Here is an 18852-nt window from a genome sequence, read left to right on the forward strand (position 1 = left end):
GCATACGCGGAAAGATGGATTGCTTCGTCGCTTCGCTCCTCGCAATGACGGAGGAGTTCGCCCTACCGCACCACCGCCGCGGTCTGCCCGAACAGCAACTTGCGCTCTTCCTCGGTGCGGATCGCGGGCTGGCCGAAATTCGGATTGACCTCCTTCGCCTTGGCATAGGCGCGCACGGTCGCCGGGCGCTTGCCGATCGTCTCCAGCCAGCGCTTCAGATGCGGGAAATCGTCGATCTCCTGGCCCTGGTTCTTGTAGGGCACGACCCAGGGATAGCTCGCCATGTCGGCGATCGAGTAGTCGCCGGCGACGAATTCGCGGTCGGCGAGCCGCTTGTTGAGCACGCCGTAGAGCCGGTTGGTCTCGTTGACATAGCGGTCGATCGCGTAAGGCAGCTTCTCGACGGCGTAGTTGCGGAAATGGTGGTTCTGCCCGGCCATCGGCCCGAGCCCGCCCATCTGCCAGAACGTCCACTGGATCGCGTCATAGCGGCCATGGATATCGGCCGGCAGGAATTGTCCGGTCTTCTCGGCGAGATAGAGCAGGATCGCGCCGGACTCGAACAGCTGTAGCGGCTTGCCGCCGCCCTTCGGCGCGTGATCGAGGATTGCGGGGATGCGGTTGTTCGGCGCGATCTGCAAAAAATCCGGCTTGAACTGATCGCCCTTGCCGATGTTCACCGGGAAAATCCTGTACTCCAATCCGGTTTCCTCAAGGAACATCGTTATCTTGTGACCGTTCGGCGTGGACCAGTAGTGAAGGTCGATCATGGGCGTGATCCTGCATTGCCAGGGACTGCCGATGTCGTGCATCGGCGAGAAAGATGCGAATGCATGGAGTTGGACGCATAACCGCACCCAAGTCAATGGCGCCCGCATTGCACCGCGCGCGAATGTGATCTGCAAGCAGCGCAAGTGCCCGATTGAGCCGCGTCCCGATTGCTCCTAGGCTCAACGTGTTTGGTATTGAAAAGTTTTCAAAACACGGGGGATTGCGATGACGCGGGATTTGGCACGACGTGATTTCCTGAAAGGTTCGGCGGCGCTCGCCGGCGCCGCAGCCGCGGGCGCCTTCTCCTGCGTCGAGATCGCGAGCGCCGCACCGATCGAGGTGCCGACCGTCGACAAGCTCTCGATCCGCGTGCTGGTCGATTCCAGCTTCGATTTGTTCTTCAAGCCGAAGCAGGCCGGCGGCGTCACCATCGCGCCGCCGCCGCGCTCCGCCGACTACCAGAAGTCGCTGCACAATGAATGGGGCCTGTCGCTGTGGCTCGAGTCGGAAGCCAAGGGCGCACGGCGCACGCTGATGCTCGACTACGGCTACACGCCGGAGGTGCTGCTCAACAACATGGCGCTGGTCGGCGTCGATCCGGCGAAGCTCGATGGGCTGATCGTGAGCCACGGGCATTACGACCATTTCGGCGGCCTCAACGGCTTCCTCGACAAGTTCCGCGACAAGCTGCCGGCCGACGTGAAGCTCTATGCCGGCGGCGAGGACAATTTCTGCCACCGCGTCAGCGCAACGCCGACCAAGGGCCAGTTCAACGATTTCGGCACGCTCGATCGCCGCCAGCTCGCGGCGCAGCGCGTCACCACGGTGCTGTGCGAGACCCCGACCGTGATCGCCGGCCACGCCTTCACCACCGGCAAGATCACCCGCCGCAGCATCGAGCGCGTGCTGCCGCAGACCTGGGTCGAGTTCGGCATCAAGGACGGGCTCGGCTGCAACGCCAGCCACTATCTGCCGGCCGAGATGGACGGCAAGATCGTGCCCGACGAGCACATCCATGAGCACGCCACCTGCTTCAACGTTCGGGACTTCGGCCTCGTCGTGATCTCGTCCTGCGGCCATGTCGGCATCGTCAATTCGGTGAAGCAGGCGCAGGAGGTCTCCGGTATCCAGAAGGTGCACGCCATCGTCGGCGGTTTCCATCTCGGGCCGGCGCCGAAGGATTACCTCACCGAGGTGGTCGCCGAGATCAGGAAGCTCGACCCCGACGTGCTGATCCCGATGCACTGCTCCGGGCTCAACTTCGTGCAGGAGGCGACCGCGCAGATGGGCGACAAGGTGCTGGTCACGACGACGGGCAGCCGCCTCTCCTTCGGCATATGATCGCGCCGATCCTGCGCGTCATTGCATTCGCTGGCGCGGGCTTGGCATTCGCTGGCGCGGGCCTGGCATTCGCCGGCGCCGGCCTGTGGCTGACGCTGGCGCCGGTGCTGGCCGCCGATGCGCCGCCGCAATCGGCGCGCTCGGCCGCCGAGATCATGGACATCCTGATGTGGAACAGGGAGCCGGTCGGCGGCCCGTTCGCGCTGACCGATCAGGCCGGCCATGAACGCACCGACAAGGAGTTTCGCGGCAAGCTGATGCTGATCTATTTCGGCTTCACCACCTGCCCCGACATCTGCCCTACCGATCTGCAGGCGATCGCCCTGGCGCTCGACAAGCTCGGCCGCGACGGCGACCAGGTGCAACCGATCTTCATCACGGTCGATCCCGAGCGCGACACCGCGGCCCACCTCGCGGAGTATGTGCCGATGTTCCACCCGCGCCTGATCGGACTGACCGGCAGCGGTGATGCGATCCGCAAGCTCGCTGATGCCTACAAGGTCTACTTCGCGCGGGTGCCGCTGAAGGATGCCGGCGACTATACCGTCGATCACACCGCCTACATCTATTTGATGGACCGCGAGGGCAATTATCTCGGCTTCTTTCCGCCGGGGACATCAGCCGACCGGATGGTCGAGATCATCCGGCCACGGCTCGCCGAACCGGTACGCTGACATCAGAGATTGGCAATTCCAGCCGCGTCAATACTGCGCCCCCTCTCCCGCTTGCGGGTGAGGTGAAGAAAGCAGTTCGGCAGGCGGATCGGACAAATCGCCGGACTCAATGTATCCGCCCATGCGCGCGCAAGAATGTCTCACCGGTTTCCGTCACCGTTACCCGCATGCCCTCAACCGAGGGACGGCGCGCGACATAGCCGCGGTCAACGGCGTCCTCCCAGATCGTCAGCCGCGGGCATGAGGTGCGCCAGACTTCGAGCACCTCGGTATAGCGCCGCGGCCCGCGCGCCACCCATTCCACGAGATCGAGCACCAGGGCGTCTGTGGTCTCTGTCATGTGGTCCTCGCCGGGATCAGCAGGGATTCATTGTCTCCGGTATTTCTGCGCCGCTTGGCCTCTTCCGGCAAACTGAGTTATCTTGACCTTGCATCAGTTTTCCTGAGGGTTCATGCGGCGGCTGCTCTTTCTCAACGGCATCAAGGCGTTCGAAGCCGCGGCGCGGACCGGCAGCTTCGCGGCGGCGGGCAGCGAGCTCAATGTCTCGGCCGCCGCGATCAGCCGGATGGTGCATCTGCTCGAGGAGCGGCTCGGCGTCGCGCTGTTCGAGCGCAAGGCCAACCGCCTCGTCACCACGCCGGCGGGCCGCGCCTATCAGGGCGGGCTGACGCCGATCTTCGACGCGCTCGCGAGCCTCACCGCGCAGGTCACGGCATCCGCGAGCGCGCGGGTGCTGACCGTCGGCGTCGGACCGACCTTTGCGCTGAAATGGATGATCCCGCACCTCGCCGAGTTCCGCAAAGCGGAGCCCGACATCGAGGTGCGGATCACGACCGGCGGCATGGCGGTGCCGTTCGCCGACGACTGGAGCTGCGGCATCCAGCTCGGCGACGGCCAGTGGCCGGGCCTCGTCGCCGAGCCGCTGTTCGCCGCCGATCTGATGCCGGTGTGCACGGCGCGGCTCGCCAACACCCTGAAGCGCCCCGCCGACCTCAAGGGCCCGAGCCTGATCCGCGTCGCGCATTCGCCCGACGACTGGCCGTCCTGGCTGAAGGCCGCGGGCGTGCCGCGCCTGACCGCGCGCGGGCCGGAATTCCAGTTTTACGGCCAGGCGCTGCAGGCAGCTAGCGACGGGCTCGGCATCGCGATGGGCATCCGGCCCTATATCGACGACGATCTCGCCGCCGGCCGGCTGGTGGCGCCGTTTGCGCTCAGCGTGCCGAAGGGCATGCGCTGGTATCTGGTCTATCGCGGCTTCCACGCCGAACAGCGCGATTTCGCCGCGTTCCGGCGCTGGATCATCCGCGCCGCGGCGGAGCCCGCGGCCCGCCGCAAGGGATCGCGCAGTGCCTGACGAGACCGTCGATACGCTGGTGATCGGCGGCGGCCAGGCCGGGCTCACCATGAGCCATCGGCTGAAGCAGCGCGGCATAGCCCATCTGGTGCTGGAGCGGGGGCGCATCGCCGAGCGCTGGCGCAGCGAACGCTGGGACGGCCTCATGTTCCAGTTTCCGAACTGGTCGGTGCGGCTGCCGGATTTCGCGTTTCCGCACAGCGATCCCGACGGCTTCTCGGACACCGCCGCCATCATCGCCTTCATCGAGGACTACGCCGCGTTCGTCGCGCCGCCGATCCGCTGCGGTGTCGCGGTCACCAGGCTGCGCCACGACGCCGGCGGTTTCCTCGCCGAATTTGCCGGCGGCAGCATTGCAGCCCGCAACGTCGTCATCGCCACCGGTCCCTATCAACGGCCGCTGCGGCCCGCGCTGCTGCGCAAGCATCCCGGCCTGTTCCAGATCGATGCCGCCGGCTACAAAAATCCGGCGCAATTGCCTGACGGCGCGGTGCTGGTGGTCGGTGCCGGCGCCTCGGGCGCGCAGATCGCCGAAGAGCTGATGCGCGCCGGCCGCGAGGTCTTCCTCTCGGTCGGACATCACAACCGCCTGCCGCGCCGCTATCGCGGCCGCGATCTGATCTGGTGGCTGGCCGAGATGGGCATCGACCGGACGCCGGTCGAGCAGCGCGGCCCGTCGCGGCTGCTGCCGGTGATTTCCGGCGCCCATGGCGGCCACACCGTCGATTTCCGCCGCTTCGCCGCCGGCGGCGTGACCCTGCTCGGCCGCGTGACGGCGGCGCGCGACGGCGTGCTCGAGATCGCGCCCGATCTCGCCGCCAACATCGCCAATGGCGACGCCTATTACGCGACGTTCCTCGGGATCGTCGACGACTTCGTCGCGGCGCGCGGCCTCGATCATCCCGATGATCCCTTGGCGCGCCTCCGCCTGCCCAATCCGCCGTGCCTTACCGCGCCGCTCGACGCGATCGACCTGCGCGCCGCGCGGATCAGGAGCGTGATCTGGGCCACCGGCTACGGTCTCGATCTGAACTGGATCGACATACCGGTGCTGGATGCCGCCGGGGCCCCGCGCCACCGCCATGGCGTCTCCGAAGTGCCGGGCCTCTATTTCCTCGGCCTGCAATGGCTGTCGAAGATGAAATCCTCGTTCCTGTCAGGCGTCGGCGACGATGCCGCGGTGCTCGCCGACCACATCGCCGGCCGCGGCTAGCTCCGGGTTCCTTTGCTGCGCGGAAATAAACCCGGCGAGTTGTGAACTGCTTCACATTTAGCGCAACGCGCTCGTGCTTCCTTTGAGAAGGGCATTTCGAGGTCGCACATGATTTACAGCGGTTTTGAGATCAAGTCGTTCGAAGTGGGGAAGGGGCAATGGCACGCCAGGGTTCAACGGGTCGATCAAAGGCCGGTCGTCATCGATGGCATGCTGTTTCCGACGCTCGACATCGGCTTTGCGTGGTCCGATCCGGATGCGGCGATCGCCGACGCGAAGCGGGCTATCGACCGGTTCCCGCAACGCTATGGCATGACAATGCCGGCGGCCGAAGCGTCGGCGTGACCGGTAACGTCGTGGTCGCCGCCGTCCCGCAATGCGAGCCGGATCCGGTCTGGCCGGCGCAGGTCCGCACCAGCTGCCCGGAATGTGCCGCATCGCTTTCGCTGCTGCGCGTGATCCCCGGCCGCGCCGCCGAATACTGGACCATGCGCTGCGACGGCTGCGGCGGGATCCATCTCGACATCGTCGACCTGCCGCGGGCGTAAAGGCCGCGAAGCCGCCGCCTGCTGACACCCTGCTGTCAGCAGCCTTGCCCGAGCAGCGATCCGGCCGCCGTTTGCCCTTTTCTCGCTGCCGGACTCGTCCCATATTCGGGGCATGGCGAAGACACCGAACACTCCGAAAAAGCCCGGCAAAACCCCCAAATCCAAAGCACACCGGCCCGAGGTCCTCCCGATCGGGCCCGCGCTTGCCGAATTGCTCAATCCGGCGATCAACCGCGGCGATGCCGGCATGGGTTCGGGCACCGGCCTGCAGCCGCCGCCGGACAATTCCTGGGACCGTCGCGCCGGCGGCGAGGCCGCCGCGCATCGCGCGCGGGCGTCGACGCGCGAGACCAGCGAGGGCGTCGCGAAGCGCGATGCTTCCGGGCTCGAGGAGGCCCCGCAGGCCAATTACGGAACCTCGGCCACGATCCCGACCCTCGATCCGGAACTGGCGCGGCAGCTCGGCCTGCCGACCGCCGAGGACGACGACGAAGCCCTGGCGCGGCCGCCGCGCAGCAAGATGGAGGCGCTCGGCGTCAAGGCGACTGCCGACGCGCTGGAGAACCTGATCCGCGACGGCCGCCCGGAATTCCGCAAGGACGACGGCTCGATGCGGGTGTGGACCCCGCACCGCCCGCCGCGCCCGGAAAAATCCGAAGGCGGCGTGCGCTTCGAGATCAAGTCCGACTACCAGCCGAAAGGCGACCAGCCGACCGCGATCGCCGAGCTGGTCGAGGGCATCGACCGCAACGACCGCACCCAGGTGCTGCTCGGCGTCACCGGCTCGGGCAAGACCTACACCATGGCCAAGGTGATCGAGGCGACGCAGCGCCCGGCGCTGATCCTGGCGCCGAACAAGACGCTGGCCGCCCAGCTCTATGGCGAGTTCAAGAACTTCTTCCCCGACAACGCCGTCGAGTATTTCGTCAGCTATTACGACTACTACCAGCCGGAAGCCTACGTCCCGCGCACCGACACCTATATCGAGAAGGATTCCTCGATCAACGAACAGATCGACCGCATGCGTCACTCGGCGACGCGCGCGCTGCTCGAGCGCGACGACGTCATCATCGTCGCTTCCGTGTCCTGCATCTACGGTATCGGCTCGGTCGAGACCTACACCGCGATGACCTTCGCCTTGAAGAAGGGCGAGCGCATCGATCAGCGGCAGCTCATCGCCGACCTCGTTGCTCTCCAGTACAAGCGCACCCAGGCCGACTTCACCCGCGGCACCTTCCGCGTCCGCGGCGACGTCATCGACATCTTCCCGGCGCACTATGAGGACCGCGCCTGGCGGGTGAACCTGTTCGGCGACACCATCGAGACGATCGAGGAGTTCGATCCGCTCACCGGCCACAAGCAGGACGAGCTCGAATTCATCAAGATGTACGCCAACTCGCACTATGTGACGCCGCGCCCGACGCTGGTGCAGGCGATCAAGTCGATCAAATCGGAGTTGAAGCAGCGCCTCGACCAGCTCAACGACCAGGGCCGCCTCTTGGAGGCACAGCGACTCGAGCAGCGCACCACCTTCGATCTCGAGATGATGGAGGCGACCGGAAGCTGCGCCGGCATCGAGAACTATTCGCGCTATCTCACCGGGCGCCGCCCCGGCGAACCGCCGCCGACGCTGTTCGAATATGTACCGGACAACGCGCTGATCTTCGCCGACGAGAGCCACGTCACCGTGCCGCAGATCGGCGCCATGTTCCGCGGCGACTTCCGCCGCAAGGCGACGCTCGCCGAATACGGCTTCCGCCTGCCCTCCTGCATGGACAACCGGCCGCTCCGCTTCGAGGAGTGGGACATGATGCGGCCGCAGACGGTTGCGGTGTCGGCGACGCCGAGCGGCTGGGAGCTGAACGAAAGCGGCGGCGTGTTCGTCGAGCAGGTGATCCGTCCGACCGGCCTCATCGATCCTCCCGTGGACATCCGCCCTGCCCGCACCCAGGTCGACGATCTCGTCGGCGAGGTGCGCGCCACCGCGGCGGCCGGCTATCGCTCGCTGATCACGGTGCTCACCAAGCGCATGGCGGAGGACCTCACCGAATATCTGCACGAGCAGGGCATCCGCGTCCGCTACATGCACTCGGATATCGACACCATCGAGCGCATCGAGATCATCAGGGACCTCAGACTCGGCGCATTCGACGCGCTGGTCGGCATCAACCTGTTGCGCGAGGGCCTCGACATTCCCGAATGCGCGCTGGTCGCGATCCTCGACGCCGACAAGGAAGGTTTCCTGCGCAGCGAAACCTCGCTGATCCAGACCATCGGCCGCGCCGCGCGCAACGTCGACGGCAAGGTCATCCTCTATGCCGACAGCATGACCGGCTCGATGGAGCGCGCGATGGCCGAGACCACGCGGCGCCGCGAGAAGCAGGTCGAGTACAACGAGGCCAACGGCATCACGCCGGAGAGCGTGAAGAAGTCGATCGGCGACATCCTCAACTCCGTCTACGAGCGCGACCACGTGCTGGTCGAGATCGGCGACGGCGGCATCGCCGACGACGTCATCAGTATCGGGCATAATTTCGAGGCCGTGCTGAGCGATCTCGAAACGCGGATGCGCGAGGCCGCGGCCGATTTGAACTTCGAGGAGGCCGCGCGACTGCGCGACGAGGTCAAGCGGCTGCGCGCCACCGAGATGGCCGTGGTCGACGACCCCACCGCCAAGCAGCGCAACGTGCAGAAGCAGGCCGGCGCCTATGCCGGCACAAGAAAATACGGCGATGCCGCCAACCTGCCGGTCAGCGCATTGAAGAACAAGTCGGCGCAGACCTCGCTCAAGGCGAGCCGCGGCGGCAAGTCCGGCTCACGCATCCACAAGCCCGATCTCGACGAGATGCACGGCCCGGAATCGCTGCCCTTCCGCCCCAGCGGCGCGCTGCCCGCCAAGCCGTTCGGCACCACGAGCCGCATCATCCAGCCGACCGACTCGCGGCAGTCGGGGCCGGAGTTCGGCCCGTCGCCGCGGTCGAGCGGCGGCGCGCCAGGCAAGCGGGGCGGGTGGAAGAAGCGGTAGAGCAACCTTTTCTATTCGTCCTCGCCAGGAACTACCTCGTTGGGAGCAGGAAGCTGCTTCGGTTCTGAAGGCCCCTCAATTTGAGGATTCTCACCAAAACTCTTTTCCGCAATACCCAGTATCTCACGAATTCGATCAAAGGCGGGCTTGACCTTTTGTCCCGCCTCTCCGAGGGCCTCGCTAGCTTCCACAAACCCGTCAAGAATCACTCGAAAGCTGCTTTTTGACTTCTCAAGCTCTGCTTGAAATTTGTTTACAATCCTAAGGAGTCGCCGCTTGTGGTCGCCCGACAAATCGGCGTTGTCTCTCACGAGTGTTCTGACTTCAGAAAGCAGATCATTGATACGACGAACGTCTTCCTCCTTAAAGAAGACTAGCAATTGCTTTTCGAGGTGGCTTTCTTCGTCAACATGCAAGACAAGAAGGCGCGCTTTTAACTGACGATGAATTCTTTGAATCCAGGCAAGCGCGATTTCACGCTTGACGACGTCTATGCCTTCGAGCGTCATCTTGGCGACCTGTATCCGGGCAATCAGAACGTCCGGCCGAAGATACGCCAGCAGCTCCAGTATTTGCGTGATCGTGGATTCATCGAGTTCTTGTCGCGAGGCAATTACCGACTAAAATCGTGAGGCGTCGACATGGCCTGGTTTCTGAATCTCTACCGATGTGCGCGCTGTGGGGACATCTGGACTGATGAGTGGTCTTGCACTTGCGATGACGATTGCCCGCATTGCGGCGCACGGCATATGTCGCCATTCAACAGCGAAGACTTGACTGAGCTTGTCGCGCAGGAAGGTGACGAATTCGTTGCTATTCGGTCACCGGACTCGGCCGAGCACAGTCCGGACTATCGCGAACTTGGTCGGTTTCCAACGCGCGCACAGGCGGAAGAATTTCTGTCCTCGACTGCCTCCGACTAGGCCCGACATGGCGCAAAAACAGATCGCTTTGAGGCGCCAACTTCACGACGCCTCAACAGCGCGCACAAGATACCTACCCCACGCTCACCACCGCGACCGCCAGCAGTGACATTGTGATCATCGTGGTCACGAGCTACAGCGAAACACTAGGCTGTCTCCGCCACCGCGCGATCTTCTCGGCGACCGTGAGACTCGCGTCGAAGAACACCGGCGCGTAGGCGTGCGCGAACCGCCGCGGAAATCGCGCCGAGCCATGGTGTGATCGCGGCGTAGACCAGCGAGGCGAACACGACGGAGATCGTGGCGCCATAGCGTTCGATCTCACGGGCGGCGTTTAGCCAAAACCCCCTTGACCTGCATCAATCACGGGTATCCCCTACCCCTTACATTTTGAAGCCATAGTTGTTCCGGCATTGGGGAAGTCGTCATGATTTCGGTCAGAATGCCGTTCTGGCTCCGCGTTGTTTCGCTGGTTGGCGTGATCCTGCTCTCTGCACGGCCGCCGGGCTCTATGGATATCGTTGGTACAATCGTCCGGTAACGCTGACGCTGGCGGTCGGCTCGATCGACGGAGAAGCAGCCAGCGCAATGACGGCGGTCGCCAATCAGCTTGCCTCCGACGGCGCTTCGGTACGGTTGAAGGTCGTCGACACCGGAACAGCCGTTGAATCAGGCAAACTGTTCGCTGCAGGAAATGTCGATCTCGCTGCCGTTCGCGGTGACGTCGGCGACTTGTCCAAAGCCCAGGCCATTGTCGTGCTGTCGCACTTGACTGCACTTCTCATCGCCCCGCCCGGTTCATCGATCGACAGCATCAGCAAGCTCAAGGGCCAGACCGTGGGCGTGCTCGGAGGCGAGGCAAACGCCAAACTCGTCGATGTGTTGAACAGCACCTACGATCTTGCCCGGACCAAGACGGTTTTCAAGAACCTCGGCTTGCGGGATGCGCGGCAGGCCGTTGCATCAAAACAGGTCCACGCCCTGCTTGTGGTCATCCCGCTGACGGAGAAATACATTGCGCTGGTGAAGGGCTTTTTCCCGCAAGGTACAAAAGCGAGCCCGATCCTGATCCCGATCGACTCGGCCGCGGCAATTGCAGACGGCAATCGCGCCTATGAGAGCTTCGACCTGCCAAAGGGCACCCTGCGCGGATCACCTCCCGTCCCCGATGACGACCTGACGACTCTGAGGACGTCGCTCTATCTTGTCGCGCGAAAGAGCCTCAGCGCCGACGTTGCAACAAATCTGACCCAGAGCATTTTGAAAGTACGTAGAGAGCTGCTGCGAGAGAATCCTCTCATTGCCCAGATCACGGCCCCAAGCACTGATGCGGACGCCTACCTTCCCGTCCATCCCGGAGCGTTGGCCGTCTACAACGGCACCACGCAGAGTTTCCTCGATGAATACAGCAACTACATTTATCTGGGCCCGATGATCCTTGGAGGAATTGCCTCGGTGCTTGCCGCTGCGTGGAAGTTTTTGGGCATCGGGCAGCCCGAATTCCGCGAGGGTCCCCTCGACACCCTTTACGGCCTCGCGCGCCGGATCCGCACGGTCAGCTTCGAGAACGAACTTTCAGACATCGAGGACGAGATCGACAATATTCTTAAGAGCGAACGTCTCAAGGCCGAGGCGGGCGATGAAAATGCGGTCGACACCGCGACGCTGAATGTCGTAGCCCACCGCCTGGAAAATCTGGTTCATGACCGCAGAGCGATACTGTTGGCAAAACCCCCGATCGCTTCGGTGGCCTAGGAGAGAATCGGACGCTCATCGTCGTCCTGGCGAAGCCAGGACCCATTACCCCATATCTCTATTGCTGCGCGACATTGGGCCGCGATCCCGCTCATCACTGAATTGGGTGGTTATGGGTCCTGGCTTTCGCCAGGACGACACCGAGAGTGTGGCCGCCCTACCCCGATCGCTTGTTGCTGGTGTTCTGGGTCAGATTACCGTGCGCGGCCTGCTCGCGGATGTTGTGCTTCTCGTCGTCGCGATGCCCCTTGGTGGTGTCGATGGGAACGCTCGGGGTGCTGCCGGGGCCCTTGTGGCTCTTGTTGTCGTCGGGAACGGGCTGGATGGTCTTTGTCTTTGGTTTCGTCATCATCGTCTCCGTTACGCATGGAGACAACGCGGCCGGGACGGACGGCGTTCCCGGAATGTGCTTCACGTTTCTGGAGATGTGGCTTCACAGCTGATCCTACAGCTTCTCCTGCTGCGCGGGCTGTGACTGCGGCTGCTGCTGGCGCTGCTGTTTGGCGTGATGGCGGCCGTAGAGGCAACCGGCGGCGGCGCCGAGCATGCCGTGATGGCCGGCATAATGACCGGCGACGCCGCCGACGATGGCGCCCTTGATGCAACCCTTGGCGTCGGCAGGCGGCGCCAAGGCGAGTGCACTGACGGCAATGACGGACGCGAGAACAATCGATCTCATGATACGGCTCCAATGCAATGCTGCCGCATCAACGGTGCAGCGGCACGGCCGGTTCCGGGAAGAATAAGCGGTTCACCATCGACCCCGCCGCCGGCAAGGCGGCGCCGTCGGATTGGCTGTTGTCGAACGCACCGCGACAGCGAGCCGGCGCGATTTCACCGGCCGGCCCCGGAGGAGCTCAAGGCCTCGTGGCCGGCGTCGACGCCGGCTCACCGTCGCGCGGTGCGCGCTCGCATGATTTATTTGGAGACAACCAGGGCGGCGACGGCAAGCGGCATGGTGTTTCTCATACGGAACTCCTCATTGCGGATGCGTCGCCCACGCCGAACCAACCGGGCGCGCGAGCGGAGGTTTCATTAACTCGCGGACAGCTGCCCGCCGCATGCCTCCACGTCTGCGAGACGCGGCCGGTTCAGCCGATCACTCCAGTTTCTTGCCGCCGTCGGTCACGCCGTCGAGGAACACGCCGGTCTCGCGGTTGAGAAACTCGACATCCGCCGGGAAGAAACCGCCGGCCGAGGCGTGGCCGGTCACGGTGCCCGGGCTGATCGTCTTGATCGTCACGCCGGGAATGTCCTTTGCCATCTGGTTCGGCTCGAATTCGGGATTGAGCAGGTCCTTGGTGCCGGTGAGGATCAGCGTCTTCGCCTTGATCGAAGCCAGCGCCTTCGCCGTGTCGCCGCCGAACCCGGCCGTGGTGCCGACATCGTGCCGGTCATAGGCCCAGCTCTGGTAGATCCAGTCGTTGGCGTCGAACAGCTTCCATAGCGCGGTCTCCTGCTCGGCCATCCAGGGCAGCACGTCGGGGCCGGACTTGAACTGCGCCGCATACATATCGGGCGTGCGCGCCGCGAGCAGCGCGACGATATCGCGGAACAGCTTGAGGCCCTTCTCCGGCGGCGCCTCGTAATTGCCTTCCTTCCACGCCGGATCGTTCATGATCGCCTTGCGCGAGGCCTCCATCACCGCGACCGACCAGGCCGGCGTCTTCGCAAGCGGCACCATCGCAACCAGCGCGTCCATGAAGTCCGGATGGCTGACGCCCCATTGCAGCGCCTGCATGCCGCCCATCGAGGGGCCGACCACGGCGACGACATGGTCGATGCCGAGCTTCTCCTTCATCAGCCGATACTGCGATTCCACCATGTCGCGGATCGCGAATTTCGGAAACTGCATCCGCGGCTGCGCCTTCGAATTGCTCGGCGACGTGGTCAGCCCGTTGCCGATTGCGTCGGTGCAGACGATGAAATACTTGTCGGGGTCGAGCGCCTTGCCGGGGCCGATCATGAAATCGAGCCGGTGATGATTGCCCGAGATCGCGGTCACCATCAGGATGGCGTTCGACTTCTTCGCGTTCAGCGTGCCGTGGGTGACGTAGGAGATCGAGAAATCCTCGATCGCCTCGCCGCTCTCGAGCTTCAGGTCGCCTTCGTTGTAGAGCTGGTGGGCAGGCTGCTGCGGCGTGTGTGCGAAGGCGGGCGGGATCGCCGGGCATGCCAGCAGCGACAGGATCGCGGCGAAGTGGGTGATGCGCTTCATTGGTCTTTCCCCATCGGGGCGGCTCTGTTCGGCCGCCTTCCGCCGCGAAGCATACGGGCCGGCGGCGCCGCGGCAAGGCCGCGGGCGCGAAGATTTAAGCGGCGCAGGCGCGGAATAAACCGCCGCCTGCACCGCGACAGCCGCCCGTCGTCGCATTACGCGAACCGGCGCGCCGCATGCATTTTGCGCCACAATGCACGCGCTGGTTGCCAAACCTAATCGCGTCTCGCGCGTCAAACATATGTTGTTTGATTGTGGAATGCTCCGGTTCACAATGCCGGGCCAGAGCGAGTCGGACCGGCGGAGTCGATCATGGGCGAGGATTTGAACCGGCAGCGCGTCTTGAACTTCCTCGACGTTTATTATGCCGGCGGCATCGAGGGCGCGCTCGATCGCTGCAGCGACGACGTCGCGTTTCTCGCCAACGCCCCGATCGACATTCTTCCGCATATGGGCCAGCACCGCGGCAAGGCCGCGCTGCGCCAGATGTGGACCACGATCCACGAGCGCTATTCGGACATGCGCTATGAGGCGCCGATCGTGGTGACCCAGGGCGACAGGGTCGCCGCGCAGCTGCGCGTGTTCTTCCGCAAGCGCAACAACGCCCGCGTGGTGCAGTTCGATGTGGCGGTGTTCTACACGCTGCGCGACGGCAAGATCACCGAGATCCGCGAGATCATCGACACCTTCGACCTCGTCCAGCAGGTGCTGGAGCGCGACGTCGCGGCGGCGCTGACCGGGCACGACGACATCGTGCAGGCAAATTCGCAACGCCGGCGTTGAACCTCGACAGCCCGGCGCTGACTTATTACCGGGCTTGTTGCGGTCGGGGCTGAAATCACGATGAAAATCGCATTGCTCGCTGTGCTTGGCCTGGCGCTGGGCGCCCTTGGCGGCGCCGCCTTCGGCATCGGAGCCGGGCTTAGCTGGATCGGATTGGCCAGAACCTCTGGTATCGACAGCGGAACGCTGGTGTTTTTCACCTTCATGCCGCTCGGCGCCGGGATCGGCGGCATCGGCGGCGCGCTGCTGTTCGCGGTGGTGGCGATCCGCGACGCCGAGATCGTGATCGAGCGGCAACCGGTGCGGCAGCGCGACCGCTGAATTGCGGCGACCGGAGCCTTTTCGCGCGAAGCCTACTCCCCACGTGATGCGGGGTGGATGCCGGTTCGCATCAAAAAAGCGCGTCGGAACCAGAATCCAGAGGTCGGCGGTCACATTCCGGTAAAATTCCGCGCAATTGTGCATTGCAAAAAAGTCATTTGCGTTTTTGCCGTTCGGCACTATTTCAGGCCGCAATAGCGATGTGCAGCAACCTGGCAAGGCGTCGGCGCTGACCCCCTGCCATCCGTTTGCGTTTGAAAATCCAGTTTCAGGACAAGGCCAAAATGACAGAGCATAGTCTCTGGCGTTTTTCGCGCGCATTGCATCGCGCGATCAACGAACGCCAGCTTGAAGATATCGAGCCGCTGCTCGACGACGAGGTCGAATGGTCCATCTATGGGCCGATCGACCTGTTTTCCTTTTTCGGCGCGCGCCGCGGCAAGGCCGCGGTGCTCGAGGTGATCCGGCAGATCGGCGAGAACCTCAGGGTTCACCGCTTCGACCGGGAACAGATCATGCTCGGCGTGGATTCCGCAGCCTCGATGCTGCGCTATTCGCTGACGGCACTCGACTCCAACAAGCCGATCTCGCTCCGGATCGCGCATTTCGCGCAGTTCAGGGCCGGCAAGCTGACGAGCTTCCGCGTGCTGGTCGACAGTTTCGACCTCGTCGAGCAGACCGTCGGCTACCCGATCCATCTGCCGCGCATCGCGGTCTGACGGCTTTTCACGCCTTCGTCATGTCCGGGGCGCTAAAGCGCGAAGCGCGTCTTCGCGTTCAGGCGCCCCGGCAGCGGCCTGTTTTGCCAGCCCCGAACGGCCGCGCTCGGGACGCGCCGCGCGAACGCGCGGCGCGTTTGTCCCGGACATGACGATCACGCGTTGATCACTTGCTTTCAGAGCGCCGATGCCACAATTTTGCGCCACGGCAATGCATGCTGCGGCTCTGGAATTTGCGGGCTGGGAATGACTTTCACATTACGATTTGGCTGGGCAAGGCTGCAGGTGCTGGCGGCCGGCTTCAGCCTGGCGATGGCGCTGCCGGCCGCCGCGCAAACCCCGCCGTGGCAGATCGCTCCCGCAGCCCAGGATACCGCAGCTGATAACGCCGAGGCTGCGGCCGACGAGGAGCCGCCGGCGGCCAATGCCAATGACGCCGACATCCTGAAGGACATCGACGAGAGCAAGCTCGACTGGAGCCAGCTCGACACCGATTCTACGAGCCTGCCCACGCTGGCGCCGAAGCGTGCGGCCAGGCCCGTCAGCGTCGCCGGCAAGGATCCATCCTGGTCGACCAACAACAACGCCAATGGCTCGTCGGCGGTGTCGGTCAAGCAGTCGATCTCGCCATTCCTCGATACCCGCATCGGCGCCGACATGACGGTCGCGAGGCAAGGCACGATGACGACGTCGGAGCAATTGTCGGAGCGGCTCGCCAATGGCGGCAGCCTGCCGCAGTCCGGCGGCTCGGCCTGGGCCGCGATCTCGACCGGCGGCGTGGCCTCGATCTGGGACAAGACCTCGGTCGAGGCGCGGGTCGATCCCTCCGCCGACCAGAGCAAGGTCGGCACCTCCTTGAGCAAGTCGGTGCCGCTGTCGGAGCAATATTCGCTGACGCTGCAGAACGGCTACAACCTCATCCAGCAGGGCGTGGTCCCGGTGCCCGGCATCATCAACCACTCCTCGCGCAGCTACGACACCGATCAGTCGGCGAGCCTGTCGGTTAACGACACCGGCACCAGCATCACGGCAGGCCAGACGCTGTCGACCTCCGACGACAGATGGCTGCGCCGGATCGGTGCCGAGCAGAAGCTGTTCGACGGCGTTACCGTCTCCGGCTCGGTCGGCGAGACCTCCCAGGGCACCACCAGCAAGAGCATCAGCGCCGGCTACAAGCGCTCATGGTGAACGGTCTGTTAGCTCTATCGCGCTAAATGATCAGGCATTGCCGCAACTTGGCCCAGATGCGGTCAAATTCGGCGGCACTGATAGGTCCGTAACTTCATCAATTCGTCGTGCGGGGGACAAGCCGCGCTTCGCCATTGCGAACAAGGGGAAAGCCGATGAACGCCACCAACCGTACCGAGGAAGCCGAAGTCGAAACGACGTCCGAGGTCGACACCAACCTCGCCGCCGTCTCGGAAGTCGAAGCCGGCATCCGCGACTTCGTGCGCAACGATATCGCCTATCTGCGCCGGCCGGTGGCGAGCCCGGAGACCGCGCCGACCGACTCCAACACCGATGCCACCGTCAGCAACGTCAACTCGCTGATCCAGCGCGTCGCCGGCACCTCGCTCGCCGAGATCGAGAAGCTGATCGGCGAGCTCGAGAGCCTGCGTGACCTGCTGCATGCCGAGGGCCAGCGCGTCCAGCGCGAGATCTCCGGCTATGCCCAGCTCAGCCAGGCCGCGATGAAGTCGACGCGCATGATCGCCGACAACGTCTCGCAGTGGAAGCGCGCCGCCGACGGCCTGCGCAACAGCTGATACTTCAGTTTTCCAAACTGATCGCCGCCGCCTCCTGAACAGGGGGCGGCGGCTTCGCTTTGCGGCCTGATTCAGCGCAGAACGATTCGTTATTCAGCGCGGTGTAAACTCCGCGACGTCAATTTTTTGCAGAAGCCGATTTGAACTGGGGATGTCGAGCCCGCGTCCAATCCGGAATTCGCGTCCGGACCGCGCCTAGTGTGCTGAATGCGAAGTTTGTGCGATTTCGCGGCAGCCACTTTCACGAACTTCGCATTCATAAAGCACACTAGAATCAAAGGTTTGCTAGTGTCCTTATCGAATCCGAAGTTCGCTCCGAAGGTGCGGCAAATGATGCGAACTTCGGATTCGGGACACTAGCCGGGCATCCATTTGGAGACGAAGTCATGCAGAGCGTCCGGCCGGATAACGCCGCCGATCCGATTCCGCTGCGCCAGCCGCAGCAGGGCATCGGCACGATCATGATCCGCTTCATCGGCATCTTGGCAGCCGCGACGGTCGTGATGGTGCTGATCTGGAATCGTTAGACTGAAGCTTGGAAGAAATGTGACGCAGCCTGCCGACAGATCACATTGAAAAGCGCAAATGCACGCCACCTGCGCTCCCTCGAGCGCCGGGAGTTACAGACGGTCAATCAGCGGTCGATGCTCGCGGTGGTCTCGAAGGAATAATTGCCGTCGGCAAAGCCCTTCACGACCATTCCGGTGGCCAGCATCACCACAACCGTTACCGTCGCGAAGATAATGCCGACGAGTTTCAGCGCGCTGCGATCTGCCATGGTATCCCCAGTCATTCTTGCCAGATGTCCGTGCCCTCAAACCATAAGGCAGGGACAAAGGTTCAGAATGCGTTAGCAAAAACTGAGTTCCACGCAACGCACAACTGCGTCGGCAGCAGAAGTCATCCGCTAACCATGGCGTCCGGGCAACATCAGAGGCGCGCGGGCAACATCAGGAACCGGGATTCCGCCGCGGCACGAAAGCGGTGGCGAGGAACGAGAACACCACCTCGTTGCGCTGATTGACGCCGGTGTTGCGGGCCTGAAGGATGCCCCATTCGGGCCGCTTTTCGGACGTGCGCTTGGTCTCGACCTGGTTGGTGAAGCTGATGGTATCGCCCGCCAGCACCGGGCGGATCCAGCGCAGTTCGCGAAAGCCCGGCGAGGGCCCCCAGACCGCGACCTCCTCGCCGCGCGCGGCGGCTTCCGCGGCGAGCCGCTTGCCGTCGGCGACGAGCAGCTTCATGCAGACGCTGGCGACATGCCAGCCCGATGCGGCGAGCCCGCCGAACAGCGAGTTGCGCCCCTCCTCCTCGTCGAGATGGAAGCGCTGCGGATCGAACTGCGCGGCGAACCTCTTGATGTCCTCGGGCGTGAAGGTGAAGGAGCCGAACTCGCGCCGCGCGCCGATCTCGATATCTTCAAAAAAGCGCATGACCTCT

24 protein-coding genes are annotated in these 18852 nt (G+C 64.0%); 16 read left to right on the forward strand and 8 right to left on the reverse strand.

Annotated elements, in window-relative coordinates; translation table 11 throughout:
* Positions 1 to 62 precede the first annotated feature (62 nt).
* Entirely contained in the window at positions 63 to 770 is a 708-nt protein-coding gene (locus tag ACVMIH_RS22120; RefSeq protein WP_316399154.1) for a glutathione binding-like protein, read from the reverse strand.
* Here ACVMIH_RS22120 and ACVMIH_RS22125 point away from each other — a divergent pair.
* Genes ACVMIH_RS22125 through ACVMIH_RS22135 form a run of 3 tightly spaced genes read left to right on the forward strand, consistent with a single transcriptional unit; the run spans position 769 to position 2786 of the window.
* Complete coding sequence (locus tag ACVMIH_RS22125; RefSeq protein ID WP_456782613.1) at positions 769 to 948, forward strand: hypothetical protein; 180 nt, start codon at positions 769 to 771, stop codon at positions 946 to 948. The two genes, ACVMIH_RS22120 and ACVMIH_RS22125, sit on opposite strands and share 2 nt — an antisense overlap.
* 48 nt (positions 949 to 996) lie before the next feature.
* On the forward strand, positions 997 to 2112 hold the full coding sequence (locus tag ACVMIH_RS22130) for an MBL fold metallo-hydrolase (protein ID WP_456863349.1): 1116 nt from the start codon (positions 997 to 999) through the stop codon (positions 2110 to 2112).
* Positions 2109 to 2786 carry an SCO family protein gene (locus ACVMIH_RS22135; protein ID WP_456863352.1) on the forward strand — a complete coding sequence of 226 codons (678 nt, stop codon included), beginning with the start codon at positions 2109 to 2111 and terminating at the stop codon, positions 2784 to 2786. Before ACVMIH_RS22130 ends, ACVMIH_RS22135 begins: the two co-directional genes overlap by 4 nt.
* A gap of 106 nt (positions 2787 to 2892) precedes the next feature.
* Here ACVMIH_RS22135 and ACVMIH_RS22140 read toward each other — a convergent pair whose 3' ends face one another.
* Positions 2893 to 3126, reverse strand: a complete 234-nt coding sequence (locus ACVMIH_RS22140) for a hypothetical protein (protein WP_057019043.1) — start codon at positions 3124 to 3126, stop codon at positions 2893 to 2895.
* Positions 3127 to 3238: 112 nt separating this feature from the next.
* Between ACVMIH_RS22140 and ACVMIH_RS22145 the strand changes: the two genes are divergently transcribed.
* The 5 genes from ACVMIH_RS22145 to uvrB all read left to right on the forward strand — a co-directional run bounded on the left by ACVMIH_RS22145 (position 3239) and on the right by uvrB (position 8927).
* Positions 3239 to 4141 carry a LysR substrate-binding domain-containing protein gene (locus ACVMIH_RS22145; RefSeq protein ID WP_069276582.1) on the forward strand — a complete coding sequence of 301 codons (903 nt, stop codon included), beginning with the start codon at positions 3239 to 3241 and terminating at the stop codon, positions 4139 to 4141.
* Positions 4134 to 5354 (forward strand): NAD(P)-binding domain-containing protein, encoded by a 1221-nt coding sequence (locus ACVMIH_RS22150; protein ID WP_456863355.1) that lies wholly within the window; start codon positions 4134 to 4136, stop codon positions 5352 to 5354. Before ACVMIH_RS22145 ends, ACVMIH_RS22150 begins: the two co-directional genes overlap by 8 nt.
* A 108-nt stretch (positions 5355 to 5462) precedes the next feature.
* On the forward strand, positions 5463 to 5699 hold the full coding sequence (locus tag ACVMIH_RS22155) for a hypothetical protein (protein ID WP_038377734.1): 237 nt from the start codon (positions 5463 to 5465) through the stop codon (positions 5697 to 5699).
* Entirely contained in the window at positions 5696 to 5902 is a 207-nt protein-coding gene (locus tag ACVMIH_RS22160; RefSeq protein ID WP_371852155.1) for a hypothetical protein, read from the forward strand. The genes ACVMIH_RS22155 and ACVMIH_RS22160 overlap by 4 nt, the downstream gene beginning before the upstream one ends.
* Before the next feature lie 112 nt (positions 5903 to 6014).
* Positions 6015 to 8927 carry an excinuclease ABC subunit UvrB gene (gene uvrB, locus ACVMIH_RS22165; protein WP_076829859.1) on the forward strand — a complete coding sequence of 971 codons (2913 nt, stop codon included), beginning with the start codon at positions 6015 to 6017 and terminating at the stop codon, positions 8925 to 8927.
* 11 nt (positions 8928 to 8938) lie between these two features.
* Here uvrB and ACVMIH_RS22170 read toward each other — a convergent pair whose 3' ends face one another.
* On the reverse strand, positions 8939 to 9436 hold the full coding sequence (locus tag ACVMIH_RS22170) for a hypothetical protein (RefSeq protein WP_456866710.1): 498 nt from the start codon (positions 9434 to 9436) through the stop codon (positions 8939 to 8941).
* On the opposite strand from ACVMIH_RS22170, the gene ACVMIH_RS22175 reads away from it, so the two are divergent.
* Both ACVMIH_RS22175 and ACVMIH_RS22180 read left to right on the forward strand, forming a co-directional pair.
* On the forward strand, positions 9371 to 9559 hold the full coding sequence (locus ACVMIH_RS22175; protein ID WP_456863358.1) for a hypothetical protein: 189 nt from the start codon (positions 9371 to 9373) through the stop codon (positions 9557 to 9559). The genes ACVMIH_RS22170 and ACVMIH_RS22175 overlap by 66 nt on opposite strands.
* A gap of 693 nt (positions 9560 to 10252) precedes the next feature.
* Positions 10253 to 11605 carry a TAXI family TRAP transporter solute-binding subunit gene (locus ACVMIH_RS22180; protein ID WP_456863360.1) on the forward strand — a complete coding sequence of 451 codons (1353 nt, stop codon included), beginning with the start codon at positions 10253 to 10255 and terminating at the stop codon, positions 11603 to 11605.
* Between the two features lie 157 nt (positions 11606 to 11762).
* Here the strand turns inward: ACVMIH_RS22180 and ACVMIH_RS22185 are convergent, their stop codons facing one another.
* The 3 genes from ACVMIH_RS22185 to ACVMIH_RS22195 all read right to left on the reverse strand — a co-directional run bounded on the left by ACVMIH_RS22185 (position 11763) and on the right by ACVMIH_RS22195 (position 13823).
* Entirely contained in the window at positions 11763 to 11954 is a 192-nt protein-coding gene (locus tag ACVMIH_RS22185) for a hypothetical protein (RefSeq protein ID WP_172646835.1), read from the reverse strand.
* 96 nt (positions 11955 to 12050) lie between these two features.
* A complete protein-coding gene (locus ACVMIH_RS22190; RefSeq protein ID WP_253638637.1) occupies positions 12051 to 12284 on the reverse strand; it encodes a hypothetical protein in 234 nt (77 codons plus the stop codon).
* 420 nt (positions 12285 to 12704) lie between these two features.
* Positions 12705 to 13823, reverse strand: coding sequence for an alpha/beta fold hydrolase (locus tag ACVMIH_RS22195; RefSeq protein WP_456855288.1), 1119 nt, complete (start codon positions 13821 to 13823; stop codon positions 12705 to 12707).
* Positions 13824 to 14135: 312 nt separating this feature from the next.
* On the opposite strand from ACVMIH_RS22195, the gene ACVMIH_RS22200 reads away from it, so the two are divergent.
* The 6 genes from ACVMIH_RS22200 to ACVMIH_RS22225 all read left to right on the forward strand — a co-directional run bounded on the left by ACVMIH_RS22200 (position 14136) and on the right by ACVMIH_RS22225 (position 17939).
* Complete coding sequence (locus ACVMIH_RS22200) at positions 14136 to 14606, forward strand: nuclear transport factor 2 family protein (protein WP_057019035.1); 471 nt, start codon at positions 14136 to 14138, stop codon at positions 14604 to 14606.
* Positions 14607 to 14666: 60 nt separating this feature from the next.
* Positions 14667 to 14927 (forward strand): hypothetical protein, encoded by a 261-nt coding sequence (locus ACVMIH_RS22205; protein WP_456782618.1) that lies wholly within the window; start codon positions 14667 to 14669, stop codon positions 14925 to 14927.
* Between the two features lie 284 nt (positions 14928 to 15211).
* Positions 15212 to 15646, forward strand: coding sequence for a nuclear transport factor 2 family protein (locus ACVMIH_RS22210; protein ID WP_456855287.1), 435 nt, complete (start codon positions 15212 to 15214; stop codon positions 15644 to 15646).
* A gap of 246 nt (positions 15647 to 15892) precedes the next feature.
* Positions 15893 to 16834 carry a hypothetical protein gene (locus ACVMIH_RS22215; RefSeq protein WP_456855286.1) on the forward strand — a complete coding sequence of 314 codons (942 nt, stop codon included), beginning with the start codon at positions 15893 to 15895 and terminating at the stop codon, positions 16832 to 16834.
* Between the two features lie 155 nt (positions 16835 to 16989).
* A complete protein-coding gene (locus ACVMIH_RS22220) occupies positions 16990 to 17412 on the forward strand; it encodes a hypothetical protein (protein WP_076829847.1) in 423 nt (140 codons plus the stop codon).
* A 386-nt stretch (positions 17413 to 17798) separates the two neighbouring features.
* Positions 17799 to 17939, forward strand: a complete 141-nt coding sequence (locus tag ACVMIH_RS22225) for a hypothetical protein (protein ID WP_167350365.1) — start codon at positions 17799 to 17801, stop codon at positions 17937 to 17939.
* A gap of 107 nt (positions 17940 to 18046) precedes the next feature.
* Here ACVMIH_RS22225 and ACVMIH_RS22230 read toward each other — a convergent pair whose 3' ends face one another.
* Positions 18047 to 18190 (reverse strand): hypothetical protein, encoded by a 144-nt coding sequence (locus ACVMIH_RS22230; protein ID WP_016841369.1) that lies wholly within the window; start codon positions 18188 to 18190, stop codon positions 18047 to 18049.
* 172 nt (positions 18191 to 18362) lie between these two features.
* A complete protein-coding gene (locus ACVMIH_RS22235; protein ID WP_076829845.1) occupies positions 18363 to 18845 on the reverse strand; it encodes a MaoC family dehydratase in 483 nt (160 codons plus the stop codon).
* Between the last annotated feature and the right edge of the window lie 7 nt (positions 18846 to 18852).

Source organism: Bradyrhizobium sp. USDA 4503 (genome assembly GCF_054055815.1).

Bases quoted from the DNA above. Each gene is read 5' to 3' on its own strand.
- ACVMIH_RS22125 (WP_456782613.1), top strand. From the start codon at position 769: ATGGGCGTGATCCTGCATTGCCAGGGACTGCCGATGTCGTGCATCGGC.
- ACVMIH_RS22120 (WP_316399154.1), bottom strand. From the start codon at position 770: ATGATCGACCTTCACTACTGGTCCACGCCGAACGGTCACAAGATAACG.
- ACVMIH_RS22130 (WP_456863349.1), top strand. From the start codon at position 997: ATGACGCGGGATTTGGCACGACGTGATTTCCTGAAAGGTTCGGCGGCG.
- ACVMIH_RS22135 (WP_456863352.1), top strand. From the start codon at position 2,109: ATGATCGCGCCGATCCTGCGCGTCATTGCATTCGCTGGCGCGGGCTTG.
- ACVMIH_RS22140 (WP_057019043.1), bottom strand. From the start codon at position 3,126: ATGACAGAGACCACAGACGCCCTGGTGCTCGATCTCGTGGAATGGGTG.
- ACVMIH_RS22145 (WP_069276582.1), top strand. From the start codon at position 3,239: ATGCGGCGGCTGCTCTTTCTCAACGGCATCAAGGCGTTCGAAGCCGCG.
- ACVMIH_RS22155 (WP_038377734.1), top strand. From the start codon at position 5,463: ATGATTTACAGCGGTTTTGAGATCAAGTCGTTCGAAGTGGGGAAGGGG.
- uvrB (WP_076829859.1), top strand. From the start codon at position 6,015: ATGGCGAAGACACCGAACACTCCGAAAAAGCCCGGCAAAACCCCCAAA.
- ACVMIH_RS22175 (WP_456863358.1), top strand. From the start codon at position 9,371: ATGAATTCTTTGAATCCAGGCAAGCGCGATTTCACGCTTGACGACGTC.
- ACVMIH_RS22170 (WP_456866710.1), bottom strand. From the start codon at position 9,436: ATGACGCTCGAAGGCATAGACGTCGTCAAGCGTGAAATCGCGCTTGCC.
- ACVMIH_RS22185 (WP_172646835.1), bottom strand. From the start codon at position 11,954: ATGACGAAACCAAAGACAAAGACCATCCAGCCCGTTCCCGACGACAAC.
- ACVMIH_RS22190 (WP_253638637.1), bottom strand. From the start codon at position 12,284: ATGAGATCGATTGTTCTCGCGTCCGTCATTGCCGTCAGTGCACTCGCC.
- ACVMIH_RS22195 (WP_456855288.1), bottom strand. From the start codon at position 13,823: ATGAAGCGCATCACCCACTTCGCCGCGATCCTGTCGCTGCTGGCATGC.
- ACVMIH_RS22200 (WP_057019035.1), top strand. From the start codon at position 14,136: ATGGGCGAGGATTTGAACCGGCAGCGCGTCTTGAACTTCCTCGACGTT.
- ACVMIH_RS22205 (WP_456782618.1), top strand. From the start codon at position 14,667: ATGAAAATCGCATTGCTCGCTGTGCTTGGCCTGGCGCTGGGCGCCCTT.
- ACVMIH_RS22210 (WP_456855287.1), top strand. From the start codon at position 15,212: ATGACAGAGCATAGTCTCTGGCGTTTTTCGCGCGCATTGCATCGCGCG.
- ACVMIH_RS22215 (WP_456855286.1), top strand. From the start codon at position 15,893: ATGACTTTCACATTACGATTTGGCTGGGCAAGGCTGCAGGTGCTGGCG.
- ACVMIH_RS22220 (WP_076829847.1), top strand. From the start codon at position 16,990: ATGAACGCCACCAACCGTACCGAGGAAGCCGAAGTCGAAACGACGTCC.
- ACVMIH_RS22225 (WP_167350365.1), top strand. From the start codon at position 17,799: ATGCAGAGCGTCCGGCCGGATAACGCCGCCGATCCGATTCCGCTGCGC.
- ACVMIH_RS22230 (WP_016841369.1), bottom strand. From the start codon at position 18,190: ATGGCAGATCGCAGCGCGCTGAAACTCGTCGGCATTATCTTCGCGACG.
- ACVMIH_RS22235 (WP_076829845.1), bottom strand. From the start codon at position 18,845: ATGCGCTTTTTTGAAGATATCGAGATCGGCGCGCGGCGCGAGTTCGGC.